This window comes from [Clostridium] citroniae WAL-17108, assembly GCF_000233455.1.
Classification (GTDB): Bacteria; Bacillota; Clostridia; order Lachnospirales; family Lachnospiraceae; genus Enterocloster; species Enterocloster citroniae.
This window is the reverse complement of sequence record NZ_JH376420.1, coordinates 686,594-707,766: the sequence shown is the minus strand read 5'-3', so window position 1 is coordinate 707,766 and position 21,173 is coordinate 686,594. Positions and strand designations below refer to the sequence as shown.

Annotated in this window: 18 protein-coding genes; 9 read left to right on the top strand and 9 right to left on the bottom strand. The window is 50.7% G+C overall.

Going from position 1 to position 21,173, the window contains the following annotated elements; all coding sequences use genetic code 11:
• Window positions 1–157 precede the first annotated feature (157 nt).
• On the top strand, window positions 158–523 hold the full coding sequence (locus tag HMPREF9469_RS03080; RefSeq protein WP_007859070.1) for a response regulator: 366 nt from the start codon (window positions 158–160) through the stop codon (window positions 521–523).
• A gap of 116 nt (window positions 524–639) precedes the next feature.
• Here the strand turns inward: HMPREF9469_RS03080 and HMPREF9469_RS03075 are convergent, their stop codons facing one another.
• The 4 genes from HMPREF9469_RS03075 to HMPREF9469_RS03060 all read right to left on the bottom strand — a co-directional run bounded on the left by HMPREF9469_RS03075 (window position 640) and on the right by HMPREF9469_RS03060 (window position 4,044).
• Window positions 640–1,473 (bottom strand): EFR1 family ferrodoxin, encoded by an 834-nt coding sequence (locus HMPREF9469_RS03075; protein ID WP_007859069.1) that lies wholly within the window; start codon window positions 1,471–1,473, stop codon window positions 640–642.
• Window positions 1,474–1,534: 61 nt separating this feature from the next.
• Window positions 1,535–1,942: a MerR family transcriptional regulator gene (locus HMPREF9469_RS03070; protein WP_007859068.1), complete on the bottom strand. Its 408-nt coding sequence runs from the start codon at window positions 1,940–1,942 to the stop codon at window positions 1,535–1,537.
• A 24-nt stretch (window positions 1,943–1,966) separates the two neighbouring features.
• On the bottom strand, window positions 1,967–2,362 hold the full coding sequence (locus HMPREF9469_RS03065) for a hypothetical protein (protein ID WP_007859067.1): 396 nt from the start codon (window positions 2,360–2,362) through the stop codon (window positions 1,967–1,969).
• 23 nt (window positions 2,363–2,385) lie between these two features.
• A complete protein-coding gene (locus tag HMPREF9469_RS03060) occupies window positions 2,386–4,044 on the bottom strand; it encodes a Na/Pi cotransporter family protein (RefSeq protein WP_007859066.1) in 1,659 nt (552 codons plus the stop codon).
• Window positions 4,045–4,267: 223 nt separating this feature from the next.
• Between HMPREF9469_RS03060 and HMPREF9469_RS03055 the strand changes: the two genes are divergently transcribed.
• The 4 genes from HMPREF9469_RS03055 to HMPREF9469_RS03040 all read left to right on the top strand — a co-directional run bounded on the left by HMPREF9469_RS03055 (window position 4,268) and on the right by HMPREF9469_RS03040 (window position 9,057).
• Window positions 4,268–4,594: a hypothetical protein gene (locus HMPREF9469_RS03055; RefSeq protein WP_157140247.1), complete on the top strand. Its 327-nt coding sequence runs from the start codon at window positions 4,268–4,270 to the stop codon at window positions 4,592–4,594.
• A gap of 84 nt (window positions 4,595–4,678) precedes the next feature.
• Window positions 4,679–5,617, top strand: a complete 939-nt coding sequence (locus tag HMPREF9469_RS03050) for a hypothetical protein (RefSeq protein ID WP_416387693.1) — start codon at window positions 4,679–4,681, stop codon at window positions 5,615–5,617.
• Window positions 5,618–5,803: 186 nt separating this feature from the next.
• Window positions 5,804–6,286, top strand: a complete 483-nt coding sequence (locus tag HMPREF9469_RS03045; RefSeq protein ID WP_195415296.1) for an amidase domain-containing protein — start codon at window positions 5,804–5,806, stop codon at window positions 6,284–6,286.
• 332 nt (window positions 6,287–6,618) lie between these two features.
• Window positions 6,619–9,057 carry a response regulator gene (locus tag HMPREF9469_RS03040; protein WP_040415434.1) on the top strand — a complete coding sequence of 813 codons (2,439 nt, stop codon included), beginning with the start codon at window positions 6,619–6,621 and terminating at the stop codon, window positions 9,055–9,057.
• Here HMPREF9469_RS03040 and HMPREF9469_RS03035 read toward each other — a convergent pair.
• The 3 genes from HMPREF9469_RS03035 to HMPREF9469_RS03025 form a co-directional block, all read right to left on the bottom strand.
• A complete protein-coding gene (locus HMPREF9469_RS03035; protein WP_007859058.1) occupies window positions 9,054–11,573 on the bottom strand; it encodes a response regulator in 2,520 nt (839 codons plus the stop codon). The genes HMPREF9469_RS03040 and HMPREF9469_RS03035 overlap by 4 nt on opposite strands.
• Window positions 11,570–12,904: an ABC transporter substrate-binding protein gene (locus HMPREF9469_RS03030; protein ID WP_007859050.1), complete on the bottom strand. Its 1,335-nt coding sequence runs from the start codon at window positions 12,902–12,904 to the stop codon at window positions 11,570–11,572. Before HMPREF9469_RS03030 ends, HMPREF9469_RS03035 begins: the two co-directional genes overlap by 4 nt.
• Window positions 12,905–13,112: 208 nt before the next feature.
• On the bottom strand, window positions 13,113–14,495 hold the full coding sequence (locus tag HMPREF9469_RS03025) for a GntR family transcriptional regulator (protein WP_007859044.1): 1,383 nt from the start codon (window positions 14,493–14,495) through the stop codon (window positions 13,113–13,115).
• A gap of 180 nt (window positions 14,496–14,675) precedes the next feature.
• On the opposite strand from HMPREF9469_RS03025, the gene xylB reads away from it, so the two are divergent.
• The gene (gene xylB / locus HMPREF9469_RS03020) at window positions 14,676–16,166 is read left to right on the top strand and encodes a xylulokinase (protein ID WP_007859042.1); all 1,491 of its coding nucleotides are present in this window, start codon (window positions 14,676–14,678) and stop codon (window positions 16,164–16,166) included.
• Window positions 16,167–16,194: 28 nt separating this feature from the next.
• Here xylB and HMPREF9469_RS03015 read toward each other — a convergent pair whose 3' ends face one another.
• Both HMPREF9469_RS03015 and HMPREF9469_RS03010 read right to left on the bottom strand, forming a co-directional pair.
• Window positions 16,195–17,673 (bottom strand): DUF2079 domain-containing protein, encoded by a 1,479-nt coding sequence (locus HMPREF9469_RS03015; protein WP_007859041.1) that lies wholly within the window; start codon window positions 17,671–17,673, stop codon window positions 16,195–16,197.
• A gap of 66 nt (window positions 17,674–17,739) precedes the next feature.
• Window positions 17,740–18,048 (bottom strand): hypothetical protein, encoded by a 309-nt coding sequence (locus HMPREF9469_RS03010; protein ID WP_007859040.1) that lies wholly within the window; start codon window positions 18,046–18,048, stop codon window positions 17,740–17,742.
• 319 nt (window positions 18,049–18,367) lie between these two features.
• On the opposite strand from HMPREF9469_RS03010, the gene HMPREF9469_RS03005 reads away from it, so the two are divergent.
• The 3 genes from HMPREF9469_RS03005 (at window position 18,368) to HMPREF9469_RS02995 (ending at window position 21,162) form a co-directional block, all read left to right on the top strand.
• Window positions 18,368–18,802 (top strand): hypothetical protein, encoded by a 435-nt coding sequence (locus tag HMPREF9469_RS03005; RefSeq protein ID WP_007859038.1) that lies wholly within the window; start codon window positions 18,368–18,370, stop codon window positions 18,800–18,802.
• A 129-nt stretch (window positions 18,803–18,931) separates the two neighbouring features.
• Window positions 18,932–19,366: a hypothetical protein gene (locus HMPREF9469_RS03000; protein WP_007859037.1), complete on the top strand. Its 435-nt coding sequence runs from the start codon at window positions 18,932–18,934 to the stop codon at window positions 19,364–19,366.
• A gap of 134 nt (window positions 19,367–19,500) precedes the next feature.
• The gene (locus HMPREF9469_RS02995; RefSeq protein ID WP_007859035.1) at window positions 19,501–21,162 is read left to right on the top strand and encodes a bifunctional diguanylate cyclase/phosphodiesterase; all 1,662 of its coding nucleotides are present in this window, start codon (window positions 19,501–19,503) and stop codon (window positions 21,160–21,162) included.
• The last annotated feature ends 11 nt before the right edge of the window (window positions 21,163–21,173 follow it).

Below are 21,173 nucleotides of genomic sequence, written 5' to 3'. Positions count from 1 at the left end.
GACGTGTCGATGGAAAATTTTGGATGGATCGTCCCGTTTGGCTTGACGCATTCATGGGGATATTGTACACTGGTTAATATAGTATTAAGAACTTTGAATACTTGCAACTGTTACTATCAACATTGAATTCTGCAAATGATTAAATGGGGGTATTGGTATGAGACAGGTCTTAATAATAAGTAAACAGCATGAAACCGTAACTGAATTGGCATCGATCATCCGTTCACTGGGATTTAAACATATTGACAGTGCGTCTGACAGTAAGATGGTCCACACAAAGCTTTACCATAATCCGCCCAGTGTTATTATCTGTGACATGGACATGAACCAGGAGGAACTGACTGTAATAAAGAGGATCCTATCAGGTCCGCTTGCCCGTATTGTCCTTATGCTCACGCCAAAATCAAATGCTGATACGCGTTACCTGGAGCAGATGGGCGGCGAGGCGTCACATTTTCTTATGTCGCCCATGGACAAGGGGAAGCTTCATTATGCATTGGACACGATCTTGGGAGCCGAATAGGCTCCCTTTTTTTGATGCCATGCAAGGAATTCTGATGCCTTGGCTTGCGGATTCATGGAATACCCCTCTGCGCGACATGGGAGCATACCCTCTGCGCGATACGGGAAGGATATCCCTCAGCGCGATGTGGGAAGGATATCCTTTATGGCGATCTGGGGATGGTGATACCGGGGGCGGTCTGACAGCGGGCCGCCGATACGGATAGCTTGGCGGGGACACCAGTGAAAGCAGGCCAGGCAATGGATGCAATTCTTTTCCCAGCAGGGAGTGCTGCCTGTTAGGGTGATATTGGAAGCAGGGCATACCCTTTGGCAGATGCCGCACCCGGAACATGCTGCTTGTTCCACATGGAAATGGTTGGGATTTACCACAAGATTAGTGCCGATCATCTTCACGGCCAGAGCCCGCAGACGCTCTGTTGGAACTGCTGCCGGGGGGAAGGCCTGCCTTCGGTTTTTAATAAAGGCGCTGATCTCCTTGATGGAATGGGAAAAACCCTTAAGTCTTTTTTCAGATTCGGCCAGGGGAGTGATCAGCGCATTACCGGGCATGTTCAGGGTGAAGCCGGCGCACAGGCGGTTGCCCTGTTTTTGGAGCTGCTTGTCCAGTGTGGTCAGACTAATGCCGGGAACGCCGTTGCAGGTAGCAATGGCAAATATATAGGCTTCAGGACGGAAGGTCATTTTTTGGATACATGTAAGAAATTCCCTTGGTATATCGGCAAAATAGACAGGAAATATAAAACCCACAGTGTCATCATCCGTATGGATATGGGACATTATGCGGATTTCCCTGAAAGAATACAGGGAGACAGGATCCTGCCTGCCCTGGATAGAGCGGCCGGCCGGTTCCCTGACCAGCTTTTTGGCCGGTTTAACGGCTAGTTCTTTGACCAGTTCCCTGGCGGTAAACAGGCTGTTGCCTGTGGCGGATAGATAATAGATTTTCATGGTTGCGCCTCCTTGTTTAAGTGATACGCAACCATTATACAGGTTGTACTATGGTACAATGTCAAGAAGTTTTTTTCGTAAGTGTCCGAAAGGCTTGGAAAACGGGACATTCCTCAGGTGTATCCAGATGCCCCTTTATGTCCATCAGATTTTCCTTGGTCCGATCCAGGGCCTTTTTCTTTTCCTCTACCTCTGCCAGCTTTTCTTCTATAATATGCTCCAGATCGGCCGTGTCAATGGTCGGACCTTGCAAATGTGAAAATAGTTCTTTGATTTCCCGCAGGGAAAAACCGGCCTCCTTGGCTGTGGAGATAAAATCCAGCAGAACCAGGGTCTCGGACGGATAGGCCCGGTATCCGTTGGCTTCACGCCCGGCTTTTGGAATCAAACCGCTGTTCTCATAGTATCTCAGAGCTTCTCTGTTCAGACGGGCTGTTTTTGCCAGCTGTCCTCTTGAATACGTTTCCATGTAAATGTTTCCTTTCCATATTATTTAGTTTCCCATTGTCCCTTCCCCGGATACCGGGGGGCACAGATACTTGCGGATCAGAAAGATGATGCCCACGGCAGTTACCCCCATCAAGGTTTCCAGGGAACCTGAGTGTACCACCACCATTTCCCTGGCAATGGCAAACAGCAGCACCTCCACCACGGCTTCCGGTGTGTGTTTTACCAGCATTTTTACAAATTCGATCCCCACCACCAGAGACAGGGCATCGCCCAGCGACTGATTCAAATCCAGCAGCCGGGGATTGCTTATAAGTGTGCCGGTCAGGTCCACTGCCAGAAGCAAGGCCCCTACCAGGATGGCTGCCAGCAGGATTGCTCCCACACAAAGTTCCAGAAGGGACGATAGTTTGGTGTAGAGAGCAGCTATGTTATGGTTCATGTTTTACCTCGTTCGCTGTGTGCTTATATGGGTCTTACAGGACCGGTGCCGGCGCCGTTTCCCAGTTTGGCGCAGGCCTGGGCAATGTTTAATGCATGGTCGCCGATTCTCTCGTAATCCGTGAGGATTTCAGAGTATAGAATGGATGTCTCCACATGGCAGGTCCCATTTCCCATCCGTTCGATCTGGTTGGCCCGAAAGAGCATGGTCTTATTGTCAATATCCTCTTCCAGGGCAGATGCCTGGCTTAACAGGTTTTGGGGAGTCAGCCGACTGGTATTGCAGATCAAGTGCATGGCAGCCATGGCGGTATCCCTCATTTCCTTCAGCTCCACATGGGCCTGGGATGTCAGTTCCAGGCCGCGTTCCATCATGGTCTGGGCGTACTCGGCAATATTGACGGCATGATCGCCGATCCGCTCCACATTACCGATAATAGTGAACATCCGGCGCAGTGCATCCACCTCCGAGGGAGAGTTTTCTATGGCGAGAACCTTGGAAATGCGCCGTGATAAACGTGCATTAAAGAGATCAATCTCTTCCTCCCGTGCAGTGATTCGTTCCAGTTCTTTCGTATCCTTATCATCAAAAGCCAGGAATCCTTTTTCTACATTTTCAACAGCCAGGCCCAGCATCTGGTTGATGTCTTCCATCAGCTGCTTCCGTGCAATAACGGATACGCCAAGAACATGTTCGGAGGCCAGCAGCTCTTCAAACCAGCGCTCCTCGTCTGCAGGCTGCTGCGGTCGGTCCGGCAGAAGTTTTTCGGAAATATGCGCAAGCTGGGTGCCAAAGGGCAGCAGCAACAGGGTTGTCACAATATTAAACAGGGTATGTACATTGGCGATCTGTGCCGCGGGGTTGCTGGGAGTAAATGCCGCCATCCATGCAGTAAATGGAGTTATGATGCAGACAGCGGTGAACAGGGCGGTCCCGATGATATTAAACATCAAATGAATCAGTGTGGTGCGTTTGGCATCACGGTTTGCGCCAATGGATGCCAGAGCAGCCGTGATACAGGTGCCGATGTTCTGTCCGAACAGTACAAACACGGCACTGTCCAGCCCGATCAGGCCGCTTACGGCCAGAGCCTGGAGAATACCTACGGATGCAGAAGAGGATTGGATGATAGCGGTGAACACAGCGCCGGCCAGAATACCCAGGAAGGGATTGGAAAATTTTGTCATCAGACGCACGAACGCTTCCGATTCCCTTAAAGGTATCATGGCGGCACTCATCATTCCCATGCCCAGGAAAAGGATACCCAGGCCGGCCACAATTCCTCCTGCAAACTGCACTTTTTTCTTTTTGACAAACAAAATAAGCCCAACGCCCACAAAGGCGATCAAGGGGGCGATCGCCCCGATATCAAGTGCAATCAGCTGTCCGGTGATAGTGGTTCCGATATTGGCGCCCATGATGATCCAGACAGCCTGTTTCAGTGTCATGAGCTGGGAATTGACAAAGCCAACCACCATGACTGTGGTGGCGGATGAGGACTGGATGATGGCCGTGATCCCGGCGCCCACGCACACGCCCAGAAAGCGGTTGGCGGTCAGCCGTTCCAGGATTTGTTTCATACGGTTCCCCGCAGCGGCCTCCAGATTGGTGCTCATCATCTGCATTCCATATAAGAATAGCGCAAGACCACCCAGCAGGCTGAAAAACGATTCGATTTTCAAAGTAATATCCCTCCTACGTAAATTAAAAGTCTGTATTTATACAAAAAGACATAGCCTGCATTGGTACACAAATGCAGGTTATGTCTTTTGATTTTTTTGATTTCATCTGTCCATCTGTGATGTATATGAAGATGTGGCCAGCGTCACTTACGGCGTTGTCCATAAGTATATCATTTCCTTTCAGTTTAAAATACAGAGAATGATCCTGTTCTGATGGAATTATATGAGGGACAGGAACAGATGTCAACATCAGGTCCCCAATATTAACAACACTTTAATGTTGGGTGATTTTCAGAAGGTAGGAATTAGTACTAAAATGGTTGGAAAGGGTAGGATCTATGAGGGTTTTCTGGGACCGGGCGGCCTTCTTGAATCTACCGCCTTCTACTGGGAGACCAGGGGGCTGGCAGACACGTCAAAGCCACAAATCTATCTTAAAAGGAATTGTAAAAATGCCGGCAAAATATTTTTGGTAGTAAAATGTATCTTATGGGTGGTCACCTCCGGGGAGTATGAAGAAACTGTGTTTTTCAGGTTTATTTCAGGTTGATGTGGTATTTATTATATATACCCTCAGTGGACAAAAGGAGGAAGCGATATGACAATTTTAAAACCATTGACAGCAATTACAGCCATGGCCCTGGCGCTGTCCGTTCCGATGACCTCACTGGCAGCATCCAAGATCAGCAGTGTGTCCTTAAAGATATCCTCAGAGATCGAGGCAGGGGACAGCGGCAGCGATGTGGAAGTGACTACCAGTTCCAGCAAGTATGATGTGTCTGATACGGAAGTGACCAACGAGCCGGATGACGAGTGGGAGGACGGGGATAAGCCCAAGCTGAAGGTGACGCTGACAGCAGATGACGACTATACCTTTGCATCAGGATTTTCCAAAAGCGATGTCAGCTTAAGCGGTGATGACGGTAAGGTGACTTCCGTGAGCCGCAGCAGTGATGAATTGGTGGTATACATCACCCTGGATGCGCTGGACGGGGATGATGGGGATTACGATCTGGATGTAAGCGGCCTGGAGTGGAGTGAATACGATGGGACTGCCGACTGGGACGAGGCGGAGGATGCGAAGCGGTATGAAGTGCGTCTGTACAGAGGAAGCAGCGCCGTAACCTCGGTTTTGACCACCTCGGATACCAGCTATGATTTTTCTTCCTACATCACAAAAAGCGGTTCTTATACCTTTAAGGTACGGGGGGTTTACAGCGCTTCCTATAAGGGAAGCTGGGAGGAATCCGATTCCTGGTATGTATCTTCAGATGAAGCGGAAGAGATAAGCGCAGGCAGCAGCTTGGGCAGCCCTTCCGGCACAAGTGACGGCGCCTGGCTGAAGGATGACGTGGGATGGTGGTATTGTAATGCCGATAAAAGCTATACGGTCAGCAATTGGCAGTATATCAATGGTTATTGGTATTATTTCAACGAGTACGGATACATGGTAACAGGATGGGTTTCCTGGAATTCCCAGTGGTATTACTGCAGTGAATCGGGCGCAATGCTTTCCGGCACCACCACACCGGATGGTTATTATGTGGGGAGTGATGGGGCGTGGGTGCAGTAATTTAATTTTTTTAAATAATAAAGGGATCGTAAATAAGCGCTTAAGTTGTTGCTATGTGTAGTAACACTTTCAGCGCTTTTCCTTTTTGATCCTTATTTTAAATCCGATTCCCCCGCCAACCTGAATGATATAATCAATCCCTCCGTCATATGATAGATAATAAATAATGCATTCGGGTGTGCGATGTTGAAAGAAACAGGTTATGACCGGGAGGCGGCTTTACAATACGCCAGGCAGTGGGCTATGGGAAGAAATCCGCGCTATCTGGATTTTGAACATTTGGGAGGAGACTGCACTAATTTTGCGTCCCAGTGTATTTATGCGGGGAGCAGGGTTATGAATTATACCCCCACCTTGGGATGGTATTATAACAGCAGTTCAGACAGAAGTCCAAGCTGGACAGGAGTGGAGTATCTTTACCGCTTCCTGGTAAAAAACAGATCCGTAGGTCCTTACGGGGCAGTGACTGATGAGGGCGGGGTGCAGCCGGGGGATATTGTGCAGTTGGGCAACAGAAACGGGTATTACCATAGCCCGGTCATTGTCGCCGTGGAAGGTGGGCACATCCTGGTGGCAGCCCACAGTTATGATGCGTATATGCGCCCGCTGGATTCCTACGTGTATGAACAGGCGCGTTTTATCCACATACAGGGGGCGCGCAAATGGTAAGTGACAGCATCGTTGAACTTTTGTCTTTTCTGTGTTATGATTGAAAGGTATCAACATGAACAAGGTTAGAGGGAAGCCCAGGAGATAAAGGGGGTGGGAGGATGGCACAGCCAGGCGGGGGAGGAATGGAAGTATTTCCGGCATCCAGCTTAAGCAGCTCCGGGATTTTTGAACCTGCAAAGGCTTTTAAGTGAATGCATGTCCGGCATTCCTGAGAATAGATAGGATCAGATAGTGAATTACGGCTGGGAGGAAGCATTGAGATGGCTGAACTGGAAATTGAAACAATGGAGGATAATGAGGGTCAAATGGAAGGCCGGGCAGCAGGCCCTATGGCAGACAGGGCAACAGGACCGGCAGCAGGACTGGCAGCAGGCCCCATGGCAGGCTATGAATACAGCACACTGATGCATCTGTTGGGAGTCAGTGTGAGCAAACATCTGTTGGATGAACATTTTACCCTGGTTTGGGCAAATGAGTATTACTATAAACTCATCGGCTGGCCAAAAGACGAATATGAGGCAAGGTTCCATAACCGGCCCGACCTCTATTATGAGAATGACCAGGCTGAGTGGAATGAACTTTCGCAGACCGTGCTCAATGCCATCGCGGCCCATCAGACCGGATATCAGATGGTTTCACGGATCCGCCGCAGAAATGGAGATCATGTGTGGGTGCAGTTTTCAACCAGGTTTGCAGACGAATATATCGATGGATACCAGGTGGCCTATTCTGTACTTACCAATATTGATAAAGTGGTGCACATGCAGAAGGAGCAGTCCGTTACATACGAAAGCCTGCCGGGATTTGTGGCCAAATATCAGGTCCGGCAGACAGGGGGAGATGTTAACCTCACCTTGCTGGAAGCAAATTCCCGTTTTTTGGAATACTTTGGGAAAGATGGCAACCGCGTCACAAGCTCTTTATACAGGAAGAATATACAGGATAACATTGAAACCATTAATGAGTATAGGGCAGACATGCTTTCAGGCGCACCGCTCCATTTTGTCATGCATGTGGAGAGCAGATATGGACAGGCTCTGTGGCTTCAGATCAATGCCACCTGTGTGGACTGGCAGGAAGGATGCCCGGTTTACCTTGCGATCTTCATTGATATCACGGATGTGACGGAGATGAGAAGGATGCAGAAAAAGCTGACCGAACAGACAGAAGCCCTGAGGGATGCTCTGACTGTGGCGGAGCGGGCGAACCGCGCCAAGTCGGACTTCCTTTCCCGGATGAGCCACGAGATCCGTACCCCTATGAACGCGATCATTGGTATGACCACCATTGCTGCCGCATATATAGAAGAACGCCAGAGAGTAGAAGATTGTCTGGAGAAAATCGGATATTCATCCAAGCACCTGATGTCCCTGATCAACGACATTCTGGATATGTCCAAAATTGACGAGGGTAAAATGCAGATCGCCCATGAAGTATTTAACCTGGAAACAGTGGCAGAGTCCATTACTTCCATTATTTATCCCCAGGCATTGGAAAAGGGGCTGGCCTTTACCGTTCCGCTGGTGGAACTTACAGATACCGTTCTGGTGGGGGACGCCCTGAGACTGAACCAGGTGCTGCTCAACCTTTTATCCAATGCACTTAAGTTCACACCCGGGGGAGGTACCATACGTATGGAGATCCGTCAGCTGCAGCATGCGGGCACCAGGGCGCGCATGCGGTTTACAGTCGGTGATACCGGTATCGGCATGAGCCGGGAGTTTATGGAACGGCTGTTCACACCCTTTGAGCAGGAGAGCGCGTACACGGGAAAGAGGTTTGGCGGAACCGGCCTTGGAATGGCGATCACCAAAAACCTGGTCACACTGATGGGAGGGACGATCTCTGTAAAAAGTGAGGTGGAAAAGGGGACGGCATTTACTGTGGAACTGGATTTTGAAGTTCCGGAAGGGGAGTGCGGTATACAGGCCCAGAAGCAGCCTGCTCTGGAGTCCCTGAAGGTGCTGGTTTCTGATGATGACAGGGACAGCTGTACCCATACATCTCTTTTGCTGAAGAATCTGGGCATTCAGGCGCATTGGGCCATGACCGGTGAGGAATGTGTGAAAAAGGTTGGGGAAGCGCACCGGGTCGGACAGGACTATGACGTGTGCCTTATTGACTGGAAGATGCCTGATATTGACGGCATAGAGGTGACCCGGAGGATCCGGGAACTGGTGGGTAAGGATACCACCATCATTATCATTACAGCCTATGACTGGAGCATGATCGAACAGCGTGCAAGGGAGGCTGGCGCCAATGCCTTTTTGGCAAAACCTATTTTTGCGTCCACACTTTATAATACCCTGCTCACGGTGACTGGGATCAACAAGGCGGTGATGATCCCAGCCCCTGGGGGTCATCCAAAACACCCGGAACTGGCAGGCCGCCACGTACTTCTGGCAGAGGATAATGACCTTAACAGGGAAATTGCCGTGGAACTTCTGAAGATGACAAGCATTACAGTGGATTACGCGGAAAATGGCAGAGAAGCTTTGGAAAAATTCCTGTCCCAGGGGGACCTGTATGACCTTATTCTGATGGATGTGCAGATGCCTGTGATGGATGGATACCAGGCAACGGAAGCCATCCGCAGATCCGGCCGGCCCAGGGCGCAGACCATACCCATTATAGCCATGACCGCGGACGCATTCCACGAGGATGTGGTACAGGCCCTGGCAGCAGGGATGGATGGGCATTTGTCCAAGTCCATTGACCCAAACCTGCTGTATCAAACCCTTGCTGATATGTTAAGTAAAAATGATTAAGGCTCCAAATATTTCTTGATCTCCTGCATCATAGCCGGAATGTCCAGCGGTTTTGCTAAATGGCTGTTCATTCCGGCTTTTTTAGCCTCCTCCATGTCCTCTGCAAAGGCATCTGCCGTTATGGCAAAGATGGGGATGGCGAGGGCATCGGGGCGGTCCATGGTACGGATCTGCCTGGCCGCGTCATAGCCGTTCATAATGGGCATCTGTATATCCATCAGTATCAGGTCAAAATACCCGGGAACCGACTGGGCAAAAAACTCCACACATTCCTGACCATTGACAGCTGTCTCTACCTGAGCGCCCGCACTTATGAGCAGTTCAAGGGAAATTTCCCTGTTCAATTCATTGTCCTCTGCCATGAGGATCCTTCTGCCGGTAAGGTTTACTCTGTCATCCTGCCATTGGGGATACCCGTCCTCATGGAGGACATGCTGCCGGATACAGTGGTAGAGGGTGGATTTAAAAAATGGTTTCTGGATAAATCCATTGACCCCTGCTTCCATGGCCTCCTTTTCAATGCTGATCCAGTCGTAAGCTGAGACAATGATCACAGGCAGGTCATATCCCGCCTGAAGGCGGATGGCCTGTGCTGCCTGTACCCCGCTTAGATCCGGCATTTTCCAGTCCAGCAGGGCCAGATCGTAATCCCTGCCCTCAAGGTGGGCAGCCACTGCTTTTTCCACAGCCTCCTGTCCGCTGGATGTGATGTCCGCAGTCATTCCCAGTTCCTTAAGAAATTCGCTGGCAGAACGGCAGGTATCTGAGTCATCATCCGCCACAAGGATCCGGATGCGGGGCAATGACATATCCGGCAGGGCAATACCGGAGGGAATGGGCAGATCCAGGTCAACCGTGAATACGGAACCCTGTCCGGGCCGGCTTTCCACAACTATGGTGCCATCCATCCTGTCCACGATCATCTTTGTAATGGCCATTCCAAGGCCGGTGCCCTCTATCTTATTGACCCGGTCATCATGTTCACGGGTAAAGGAGTCAAAAATATGTTCCAGGAATTCCGGGCTCATGCCTATACCGGTATCTGACACACGGAATCTGAGATGAGCCAGGCCTTGACGGCGGGAAGGAAGCTCTGTCACGTCCACGCTGACGGACCCGCCCTCAGGGGTGAATTTTACCGCGTTGGAGAGCAGGTTCAGCAGGATCTGGTTTAGGCGGAGGGAATCAAAACACAATGACTCATGTTCGATCCCGTGGAGCCGTATATCAAAGGTCAGGTTCTTGGCAGCGGCGGAGGGCTGGATGATGCCCACAAGGCTGGTAAAGAGAGGCTCCAGGGAAGCGGTCTCCTGGTTCAGCACCATTTTCCCGCTTTCAATCTTAGACATATCCAGTATATCATTGATCAGTCCCACCAGCAGCTGGCCAGAAAGCCCAATCTTCTTCAGGTAATCACTGACCTTATCCGATTCATGGATATGATCCATGGCCAGCCTTGTCATTCCAAGGATGGCGTTCATGGGCGTCCGGATATCATGGGACATATTGGAGAGAAAACGGCTTTTAGCCGCATTCGCACTTTCCGCAGCCTTTCGGGCATTTTCCTCAGCCAAGAGGATCCTGCGGGCGGAATTACGGTAGATCATAAAAAATGCTCCCATGACAGAGGCACATGCAAAGATCAGAAAAAGAAACAGCAGGGAATCCTGGACAATGCTGTTTGCCTGCTCCATGATGACCCGGTTGGGGATGATGGAGACCACATACCAGTCCGGAACCTGTTCCATGGGGACATAGCAGAATACATAGTCCTCCTTCTGGTACCGGAACCGGGCAGCGCCCCTTCGGCTGTTTTCCAGGGAAGCCTGGAAAGAATCAATTTCCCGGGAATCATTGCCCTGCAGGTCGATGATGTCAAAAAGGTTCTGGAAGGTGCGGTTGCTGTTGCGGTGTTGGGAGCGGATCAGTATATCCCCTTCCCGGTCCACCACGTAGGAGAATCCGGTATTGTTGTAAAAGGAAAGGGAGAACCGGTCTGCAATCTCCGACAGGGGCTGCGTTTTCTGGACAAAACCCTGAGAGCCGTCCGGCCATAAAAAACGTTCATAATACGCAAGGGTCCATACCCCTGTGCGTCCGTCCAGGAACGGCTTGCGGATTCCGCTGCCCTGAAGGCCCCTGAATATCTCCAGTTGATCCGGGTCCAGCGGCCATTCCCCTTCCAGCTGCGGTGTGTAGACGGTACCCGTATCCAGATTCACACAAAAGCAGGAGGAATTACCGGCACCGGCAAGTATCAGCTTTTCATGGAGTTTATTCTCGTGAAAGGAACTCTCAGCGGCCAGGTCGGCGGCCAGCCAGTGGACCATCTCCTTATCCTTTTCCAGATAAGTATCAAGGGCATGACGGCCCTGGACCGTTACCTCCAGGATATCGGTCACGGATTTATTCCACAGGGCACGCTGTACGGAGGTAATGTAATAAAGGCCTCCCGCAAGGATCACGGCCACGGATAGGCATACCAGGATGATATTCCTTTTTTGTCCCTTTTTCATGATGCATCATCCCCCTGCTTTTCATTGTTCCAGGCCTCGGTCAATCCCTCCATGTGGGATACAGCAAGGTCCGCGCTGCCGCCCTCCAGCATGGTCCGGATACACTGGCGGGACATATCCCAGATTGGAAACTTCAGATTATCGTCAGAGCCGATCACACTGCGGCCATTGGTAAGGTAAGGGCCGATGGGCTGGATGGCTGTATCCTCCGCCAGCCGGTTTTCCTTCAGAGGACTGAAGGAACTTTGGCTGTCCACAAATTCCCACAGGACTTCGCTTTGAGTCAGATATTCCACAAACTCCATGGCCTCTTTCTGATGAGGGCTGTCCCCATTGATGCTGACACGGGTGTCCACATTGATGACAAGCACGCATCCATCATCCATAACAGGGTAAGGATGCACCTCAAAGCGGAAGCCGGGGTCCAGTTCACGCAGGCGTGTTACTGCCCAGGCTCCGGTGAGCATAAAGGGCTGCTTTCCGCTGGAAAACAGTACCAGATCATCCTTGGTCTTAGTGGTGGCAAGGGCTTCCTGGCGGTCGACCCACCCCAGGTCCAGCATCTGCTGCACAAGCTCAAATCCCGGACGCAGGGCTTCTGCCAGGCTGGTTTCCCCGCTGTTAAAGCGCGCCAGCCGGGAGACTGTATCCTGGGTCTGGTAGCAGGGGAGCAGGGATTTTGCGATCACAATGGTTTTTAGTGAGATGTCATTGTTTGCAACAATAGGTGTAATGCCCCGGGAGACAAAGTAGTTGCAGACATCCTCAAACTCCGTCAGGTTTTCCGGAACCTTTTGGCCATGTTCCTTCAACAGATCCAGGTTGCAGTACAGGCCAAAGGCGGAGATGGAAGTGGGAAGGTAATGAATGGTTCCATCCACAGTCATCTGGCTTTTGGCCAGGTCGCTGAAGTCATCAAGGGTGGAAATCCCGGAAAGGTCAGCCAGTCTGCCGCTGCCGCCCAGGTTCAAGACATGCTCGTGGTCTACCATGAAGATATCATCCCCATTTCCGGTGTCCAGCCTTTTGTCCAGGACTTCAAAATATTCCGGGCTTTTGATGCCGTCATAGGAGATAGAAATATGAGGATATACATCCATAAAACCGTGAAGTGCATCTTCAATTGCCATTACATTAAGTGCTTCATATTTATAACCGAAAAAAGTCAGCGGGATCATCGGTCCATCATCGGTTCCGGTACTGTCAAAAACAATATTTTCCCCCTGGTCTGCAGTGCATCCGCACATTGCGCCAATTGTCAGGATCGTGGATAAAGCGGCCGCCAGGGCCGTGGTCAGGATGTTTGCAAAGGAGCGCCTTTGTCTTTTCATATTCTTCCCCTTAGAGTTTCCCCTCATGTTTTTCTCATTTAAGTATAAACCTCATTGTATCACGATATCCGCGGCTGTACAAGGGGATTTGGATATGATATGAACAGAGTGCAAGGACAGCCTGGCAGATGACCGGGGATACCGGCCGGCAGGCGTTAAGGTGTTAAGATTTGAGATGTGAAGATTTAAAATATGAAGATGTATTGTATCAGGACAAGAAGGCGCGGACCTGCTGTTCCTCCTGTTCCCAGAGATGCTTCAGTTCGGAAGAAAACATTTCCGGTCTTTCCTCCTGGAGAAAGCTTGTAAGCCGGGATACACAGTCCCTGTACTCGGCATGTAGGCTGCGGTTTTTTAACCGTGATAATATCAGTGGATATTTCCATACCATCAGGACCTTGATGCTGCCATAACACTCCCGCACCGTGGAAAGGGGGCAGTGATCCTCTATGAATGTGAGGCATGCCTCAAAACACAGGTAGCTTTTTTCTTCTGACTGCAGAAACAGGAAATGTCTGATCAGGGCAGCTCGTTTTGCAGGGTCAGCTGATTCCCAGGTACACAGGAATATGTTTTGGACGGTCAGGTGCAGCAGCTGCAGGCTCTCCACATAAAGCCGGATTCCCTCACGGATGGAGGATCTGGAAAGATCAATGTCGGCCGGCTCCATACAGACCAGGGTTCCTTTCCCGTGGTAGGACCTGGTCATACCAAGCTCTTCCAGCAGCCCCAATGTCCGGCGCACGGTCATCAGAGGGATTCCATACCGGTCCACCAATTGGGGAAGGGACGGAAGATAGGTGCCTTGGGGGTAGGTGCCTTTTAGAATCTTCCGGATGAGCAGGGAGGCAAAGGAGTAGCGAAGCTGGGGCCTTTGCCTGTAAATGTTCCAGTGGAATGGAATTGGCGCGGCATCCTTTAGCCCGGGGTCCAGGGACATTTCGTCCATAAAAGCAAACAGAGCCTGAAGGGATCTGCCGTAGGAGTGAGCTGCCTCGGCGCGCAATGCCTCAATGGTCTCCTCACGGGAGAAGCCGGCCAGTTCCTTTCTGCCAGTCAGTGTCTCCATCCCATTGGTAAGGTAGGGAAAGCGGAGGTAGCGGACGGTTTCCCATAAAAGATTCATGGCCAGCCGGTTGTCCAGGGCGCCCACTGCCAGCAGATAGAATTCCACGGGTATGGATACCATGTTTAACGAGGGGGTCATGATACCGCGGCGAAGGGATTCCCAGTCATTGTCATCCCATTTGCGCAGCCCCTCTTTCCAGAGGGGTTCCAGGAGATAGGAGCCGGATTGGGAAATGCCCAGGATCCCCTCCCTTCTGGGTATGAAATATTCGGCAGCATTTTTTTTCATCTGGCTGGGGGACAGATCATAGGTCACAACCGCAGCTTTTCTGGCATCGACTTTTATCAGTTTCTCCTGCTCCAGCATGGACAGTGCGGAGCGTATGGTGGTGGGGGCCAGATGGAAGATATCAGATATTTTTGGAATGGATGGGAGCTTGTCACCGCAGGTATAACAGCCCAGGAGGATCCGGGCTTCGTAATATTCGTATACAAGTCTGTACAGACCGTTGTCTTTTTTCATGTCATCACCTCGTTTCTCTATTTTATCACAAGGTTTTTCCCGTTTCTATCATATTCTTTATCTTCCCGCAAAAGCCTGATATTCAGTGCTGTATTATTCCCCCCACATCTGCTATAATGAAATCCGGGATTTTTAAGTCCGGTTAAAAAAAACGCAATAAAGATGGGGGATTGAGAAACAATGGCATCAGTTTTGGGAATCGATATAGGCACATCAAGCGTAAAGGTCATGCTGTTGGACGTTGAGAGAGGTGTGATCGGAGTTGAGAGCAGGGGCTATGATGTTTTGATCCCTCAGATCGGTTACGCGCAGCAGGATCCGGATACGTGGTGGGAGGCGGTGATTTCCTGCCTCTCCCGTCTTAGGACCCGATACAGCAGGGAATACCGAGAGATCGTCAGTGTGGGGCTTTCCGGGCAGATGCACGGACTGGTCATGGTGGACAGGAAAGGAAAGCCGGTGCGGCCGGCTATCCTCTGGCTGGATCAGAGGACAAAAGAGGAATGCGGGGAGCTGGACCGGATACTTTCAACGCAGCTGAAAGCAGATGTGCTGCGCAACCGGATTTTTACAGGATTCGCCCTTCCCTCCCTGCTCTGGGTAAAGAAACATGAGCCGGAATGTTTCAGGAACATCCATAAGGTCATGCAGCCAAAGGACTATATCCGTTATAAACTGACAGGGATGATGGGAGCGGAGGTCACGGATGCCTCCGCGACCCTGATGTTTGATGTGGTAAAACGCGATTGGGCGTGGCCTGTGATCGATCTGTGCGGGTTTCCCAGGGAACTATTTCCCCAATGCCATGAATCAGGGGAGATCCAGGGACCGGTGGACAGGGAGTGTTCTGAACTTACAGGCATCAGCCCCCGGGTCCAGGTCATTTACGGCATGGGTGACCAGCAGGCCCAGAGTATAGGAAACGGGGTTTTTAGGGAAGGGATGTTTATCTGCAATGTGGGAACCGGAGGGCAGGTATCTGCTTTTTCCAATGACCCTGTGTATGATGCCGGGTTCCGGACCCAGACCTTCTGCCATTGCACCGGGAAAGCCTATACCATATATGGAGCGATCCTGAACGCAGGAATGTCCCTTAAGTGGCTGAAGAACAATATACTCGGCGAATCAGACTACGACAGGCTCAGCCGCATGGCGGGGAGTGTGCCTGCCGGAAGCGGGGGGCTTATCTTCCTGCCCTATCTTACAGGGGAGAGGACGCCCCACATGGATGCGGATGCCAGGGGAATGTTTTTTGGACTGCATCTTGCCCATACGGGCAGCCATATGGCAAGGTCTGTGATGGAGGGGGTGGCATTTGCCCTGAGGGACTGCATGACGATCCTGGAGCAGGTGGGAGGTAGCTGCAAAGGGATGATCTCCTCCGGCGGCGGGGCATCCAGCCCTGTATGGCTGCAGATCCAGGCAGATGTCCTGGACAAAGAGATCCATGTCTGCAGCGTATCGGAGCAGGCCTGCCTGGGGGCGTGTATGCTGGCCGGAGTATCCGCCGGGGTATTGGACAGCCTTGAGGCAGCAGCAGCGCGTTTTGTGTCATACGGCGATACCGCATATCAGCCCATGCCGGAACATGTAAAACTGTATGACGGTATGTATGAAACATATGGCAGGCTTTATGAGCAGGTAAAGGAACTGCAGGTGAAAACAGTGTGACACGGCATGACCTGACACGGCTCTTAGCCTATTCGTCTTCCGCTCTCATCACGGTCACATATCCATCGACTTCCCCCAGCATCACATATCCCTGCTGGCTGCAGTCCTCCAGTATGTCCTCCTGGTCCTTCTGATATCCGGGCCTCCTGTCTATTACCACATACTGGGCGGAGTGACTGCTGTCGATCATATAGATCTCGTCCCGTCCGGATAATTGAGGGATAAAAAAGGTGGAGGAGCGCACGGACGCCTCCTGTGGGATCTCAGAGAGCAGATCTCTGGCAAGGGCTGCGCTTTCATGGCTGCGGGCATAGGTGCGGACATAAAACAGCCGGCTCTCGGCAATGATGCCGGTAAAGATAAGGCCGCACAACAGGCCCCAGACCAACAGATGAAAATTTAAGCCCAAGGCCGAAGGCCGGGATTCCAAGCCGCTGGATGAACGCCGGGACTTTACGTACAGGAACCTGTCCTGTCCCCTCCAATCGCGGAAATTCACAGCGGCCAGATAGATCAGCAGGGCGCCGGAACCGTAGGTATACTGGTAATGGATGGAGTGCTGGTACTTATAGTTGGACATCAGGTTGATGAGCAGGAAGGGAATCAGCAGCGGCCATTTTCTCCAGTTCTTTGTGAGGAGGGGCAGAAAGCCCAGGGGAAGGAGCATCTGAAGAAAGAAAACCACCTTGTCCTTAACTGCGATCTGTGACAGCACATAGGCGGGATTGACCAGTATGGTCTTAAACATGCTTATAAGGCCCAGGCGTTTGTCTGAGATAAAGTTGTCAAACCGGTTGATCATGGCACCGTCCCCAAATTGGTTGATGTACCAGATGGCCATACAGAAATACAGGCAGGAACCCACAAAGATGAGCGCTCCGTACCGGCGCTGTCTTTTACAGAAAAACGCGTAAAGACCTATACATGCCGCGTAAACCGGGGCATCCTCCTTTACCAGGAGCAGGAGGCACACCATGGCTGTCATGGTTTTGAACCGCCCTGTTTCCAGAAAATAAAAGCACCACAATATGATGACGGCGAGAAACTTATTCTCATGGAAATCGTAAAAACATCCCCCCATGAATGCGGGATACAGACAGTATGCCAAGCCAAAGCACAGGGTCTGGATATGGGAAAAACCAAAGGCCCTGGTCAGGAGATACAGGGGAACCATTCCGCTGATGACCAGGAGCGCCTGAAGCACCAGCAGGGTTTCCGGGCGGGGGACCAGCTTATAAAAAGGCAGCAGCACATAAAAGACAGGGGACAGATGCACTGCAAAATGGGATAAAAGCCCATCCCGCTCACAGGTGGTCAGAGGTTCCCACAGCTTATCCATGTAATAATACATCTGGGAAAATATTCCGAAATCGTAGGCGGATGCGTAATTGAGACGGTAGCGCAGAACCGTCATGGACGCAGTAAACAAAAACCACAGCAGGGCGGCACCTGCCAGGATGATGGGGAGTGTTCGGCCGGTCAGCCATTTATCTGTCCGTTCTCTCATTGGTTGAAATCCATTCTGTTATATTTGTTCTGGGTCTGCCCTGGCCTTAGCCGGGGCGTGTGCCTCTTACAGGATAACGCTGCCCTGAAGGGCCAGTGCTGCGATGTAGATAGCCGTGCTGGGAACCAGGGAAACATGCCTGGCGTTTGAACCGGTTAAAATAAGGTATGGAAACGCCATACACAGATAGATCCCCATCCAGATCCCTAAGAAACTTTCCAGGGATATCTGCCTTACAAAGTCCAGGGTAATGAACGGGACATGGCTGCCCAGCAGGAACATGGTGTTTGTTAAAAGCCAGCTGGCAATGCCAAGCCTGACCAGGTCCGTACCGTACTGCTTTAGCTTGAAACAAAGTTTTTTCATATGTATCATACCCGGATTCCTCCTTTTAAGCTGTGTGTACTCCCGGAATCTCCGAGAGTACACCTGTATACTAATCACTTCAACTTTAAATGTAAAGACAGGGGATGCAACTGTAAGAAAAATTAGAAAAGCCTTAAGAATTTGCATGAGGGAAAATAGAAGAATTCAGTAAGAAACTGGTTTCGGTTGATAGTTGGTAAAAATTGGTGTATCCTTAAAACGTGGGAGGCAGCGGGATCTCTATTCACTGGACGAAGTGGCCGGCAGGATAATGGAGGCCAAATCAGCCATACTTATCTATAAAAGAGATAAGGAGCTGAGAGGAACAATGACGGAACAGGATACCATAAAACTGCTGTGTGAGTGTGATGCGGGAACCCAAATGGGCGTTGCATCGCTGGATGAAGTGCTGGATTATGTTTCCAATAAGGAATTTAAGCAGTATTTGCTGGATTGCAAAGAGGATCACCAAAAGGTAAAAGAGGAAATACGATCCCTGCTGGCTGAACATCACCATGAGGGAAAGGCGCCGGGCCCTATGGCCAAAAGCATGTCATGGCTCAAGACGAATGTGAAGCTGGTCCTGAATGAATCAGATGAGACCATCGCGGACCTGATGACGGATGGGTGTAATATGGGGATCAAGTCCCTTAACAAATATCTGAACCAATATAAGGCAGCTGATGAAAAATCCAGAGCCATGGCGATCCGTCTCATCGGCCTGGAAGAGGGACTGGTGAAGGATATACGGGTGTTTTTATAACAGGATGCGGGACATGTGAGCGGCAGTACATGTCCTGTTTCCTACATAGTGCACTCCCGGAAACTCAGCCGCAAAGATGGGCCGAGGAGACTTAGAGAGTACACCATATTTGAACGGAGGAAAAAAAGATTGTCTACAGAATATTACATTTCTAACCGCAGAAAACGGGAAGAGATACTGGCATTTAACCGGTTTTGGGAAGAAAAACTCATTCCGGGGATCAAGGAACAGATCAATGAATATTGCGGAGAGGCCAACGGGATCCATGTGAACATGGGATTTGCGGAACGGGTCATGGAGGATGAGATCTCTAAAATTTGCCATGCGCCAGGAGATTCGCAGAGCTATGAGACCGCGCTCGGTTCATCCAGGTGGAATGGCAAAAGGACTCTTTTCCAGTGGGAAGGGTCTTATGTGGATGACCATATTATCAGGGATGAGGGCAGCCTGGTGGATTTCTTTTCCCATCAGGCGAATCAGGATCATTATTGTATTGTGGATGAACATGGCACCGAATATTCCATTGAAGATTTCTTGAAAAAGATCAAGTACAGCGGCGCATAGGGAACGGATATGCTTATGGACACAACCCCCCCGGCGTGATACAATGATAGTCAGAGTGTGCGTGAAAGCGGGTTCAGGACACATTTCAGGATATATTTCAGGATATCCAATAAGGCCAACGGGGGAAGAGAACCATGCCTGATATGATAAAATATGTAAAGTTTACAGCGGATGTCATTTTGGCACTGCTTTCCGAGACCACGGATGATTATCTATATCTGTGGGATATACAGAACGGGACCTTTTATATATCGGATCACGCATACAAAGATCTTGAGATCAGCCGCAGGATCGAAACAGATGTCGTATCAGTCTGGTCATCCATCATGATCCCCAAGGACCAGGAGCGCTGGCTGGCTGATATGCAGCTGATCCGGGACGGGGCCAAAGACTATCATGATATGGAATACCGCGTATATAACAGATCCGGCCAGATCATATGGGTCTCATGCAGGGGAACGGTGAAAAAGGATGAGGATGGCCGCCCTCTTTTTATGATCGGAAGGATTTCCAACATTGGAAAACAGAATAAATTTGACAATGTCACAGGGCTCATGAACCGGAGCCAGTTTGAACAGGACACGGAACTGCTCCTTAAGCGGGGGCAGGACGTGCAGGGGGTGATGGTAGCGCTGGACATTGACGATTTTAAAAATATTAATGAGAAATACAGCTACGCCCTGGGGGACAGGGCTTTGAACCTGCTGTCCGCCCTGATCTCGTCCCTGCTTCCAAAGGAGTGCCAGCTTTACCGCCTGGATGGAGATGAGTTTGTGTTCCTCCTGGAAAACGGTACGGAGGAGGGCGTGCGGTATATTTATGAAAACATTCAGATGATCATTGGCAGCCACTTTGTGGTGGAAGGCCGGCCGATCATGATCTCCGTGTCCGCAGGGGCGTGCTTTTTCCCAAGGGACGGAGAGACATGCCATAAGCTGTTTCGGAATGCGGAAAACGCGGTGGAGGTCGCCAAGATGAACGGCAAGAACCAGCTGGTGTTTTTCTCAGAGGAAATGTACAGACAGAAGCTGCGTATGATGGAACTGCAGGAAAGCCTGCATACCTGCGTCAAGGAAGGGTTTCGTGAATTTGAACTGTTTTACCAGCCGCAGGTGGAAACAGGAACGGGTGCTGTGATCGGGGCTGAAGCACTGCTTCGGTGGCATTCCCCAAAGCATGGGGAGGTATCACCGGCGGAGTTCATTCCTTTGCTGGAGGAGAGCCGCCTCATTACCCAGGTAGGGACATGGGTGCTGGAGGAGAGCATGAAGCAGTACAGGAAATGGGAAGCATATGCCCCGGATTTTATCATGAGCGTGAACGTTTCTTACATACAGCTAAAGGAAAATGGCTTGTTAAAATACCTGAAAGCAAGGCAGAGGGATCACATTCCCGCCAGGGGGATTATCCTGGAACTGACGGAAAGCTGCTGGGTGCCCAATTTGCATTTTTTGAATGAGGAATTCAGGGAGCTTCATCAGGCGGGATACGGGGTTGCCATTGATGATTTTGGGACCGGGTATTCATCACTAAGCCATCTAAAGGAACTTCCGGCCAATGTGCTTAAGATTGACCGGAGCTTTGTTACAGGAATCAGCAAGGGAAGCTACGAGTATATTTTCCTGGAGTATATTATCAAGCTTGCGCACAGCATCTCCCTGGAGGTCTGTGTGGAGGGCGTGGAGACATTGGAGGAGTTCGAGGTGGTGAAGCAGGCCGCGCCGGACTTTATACAGGGGTATCTGTTCGGAAGGCCTGTGAGTGCTTCTGAGTTTGAGACGCGTTACTTATCATAAGGCGGGCTGTG

Bases quoted from the DNA above. Each gene is read 5' to 3' on its own strand.
- HMPREF9469_RS03015 (WP_007859041.1), bottom strand. From the start codon at position 17,673: ATGAGAGAACGGACAGATAAATGGCTGACCGGCCGAACACTCCCCATC.
- HMPREF9469_RS03065 (WP_007859067.1), bottom strand. From the start codon at position 2,362: ATGAACCATAACATAGCTGCTCTCTACACCAAACTATCGTCCCTTCTG.
- HMPREF9469_RS03030 (WP_007859050.1), bottom strand. From the start codon at position 12,904: ATGAAAAGACAAAGGCGCTCCTTTGCAAACATCCTGACCACGGCCCTG.
- xylB (WP_007859042.1), top strand. From the start codon at position 14,676: ATGGCATCAGTTTTGGGAATCGATATAGGCACATCAAGCGTAAAGGTC.
- HMPREF9469_RS03080 (WP_007859070.1), top strand. From the start codon at position 158: ATGAGACAGGTCTTAATAATAAGTAAACAGCATGAAACCGTAACTGAA.
- HMPREF9469_RS02995 (WP_007859035.1), top strand. From the start codon at position 19,501: ATGCCTGATATGATAAAATATGTAAAGTTTACAGCGGATGTCATTTTG.
- HMPREF9469_RS03005 (WP_007859038.1), top strand. From the start codon at position 18,368: ATGACGGAACAGGATACCATAAAACTGCTGTGTGAGTGTGATGCGGGA.
- HMPREF9469_RS03010 (WP_007859040.1), bottom strand. From the start codon at position 18,048: ATGATACATATGAAAAAACTTTGTTTCAAGCTAAAGCAGTACGGTACG.
- HMPREF9469_RS03055 (WP_157140247.1), top strand. From the start codon at position 4,268: ATGAGGGACAGGAACAGATGTCAACATCAGGTCCCCAATATTAACAAC.
- HMPREF9469_RS03070 (WP_007859068.1), bottom strand. From the start codon at position 1,942: ATGGAAACGTATTCAAGAGGACAGCTGGCAAAAACAGCCCGTCTGAAC.
- HMPREF9469_RS03025 (WP_007859044.1), bottom strand. From the start codon at position 14,495: ATGAAAAAAGACAACGGTCTGTACAGACTTGTATACGAATATTACGAA.
- HMPREF9469_RS03050 (WP_416387693.1), top strand. From the start codon at position 4,679: ATGGCCCTGGCGCTGTCCGTTCCGATGACCTCACTGGCAGCATCCAAG.
- HMPREF9469_RS03075 (WP_007859069.1), bottom strand. From the start codon at position 1,473: ATGAAAATCTATTATCTATCCGCCACAGGCAACAGCCTGTTTACCGCC.
- HMPREF9469_RS03040 (WP_040415434.1), top strand. From the start codon at position 6,619: ATGGCAGACAGGGCAACAGGACCGGCAGCAGGACTGGCAGCAGGCCCC.
- HMPREF9469_RS03035 (WP_007859058.1), bottom strand. From the start codon at position 11,573: ATGAAAAAGGGACAAAAAAGGAATATCATCCTGGTATGCCTATCCGTG.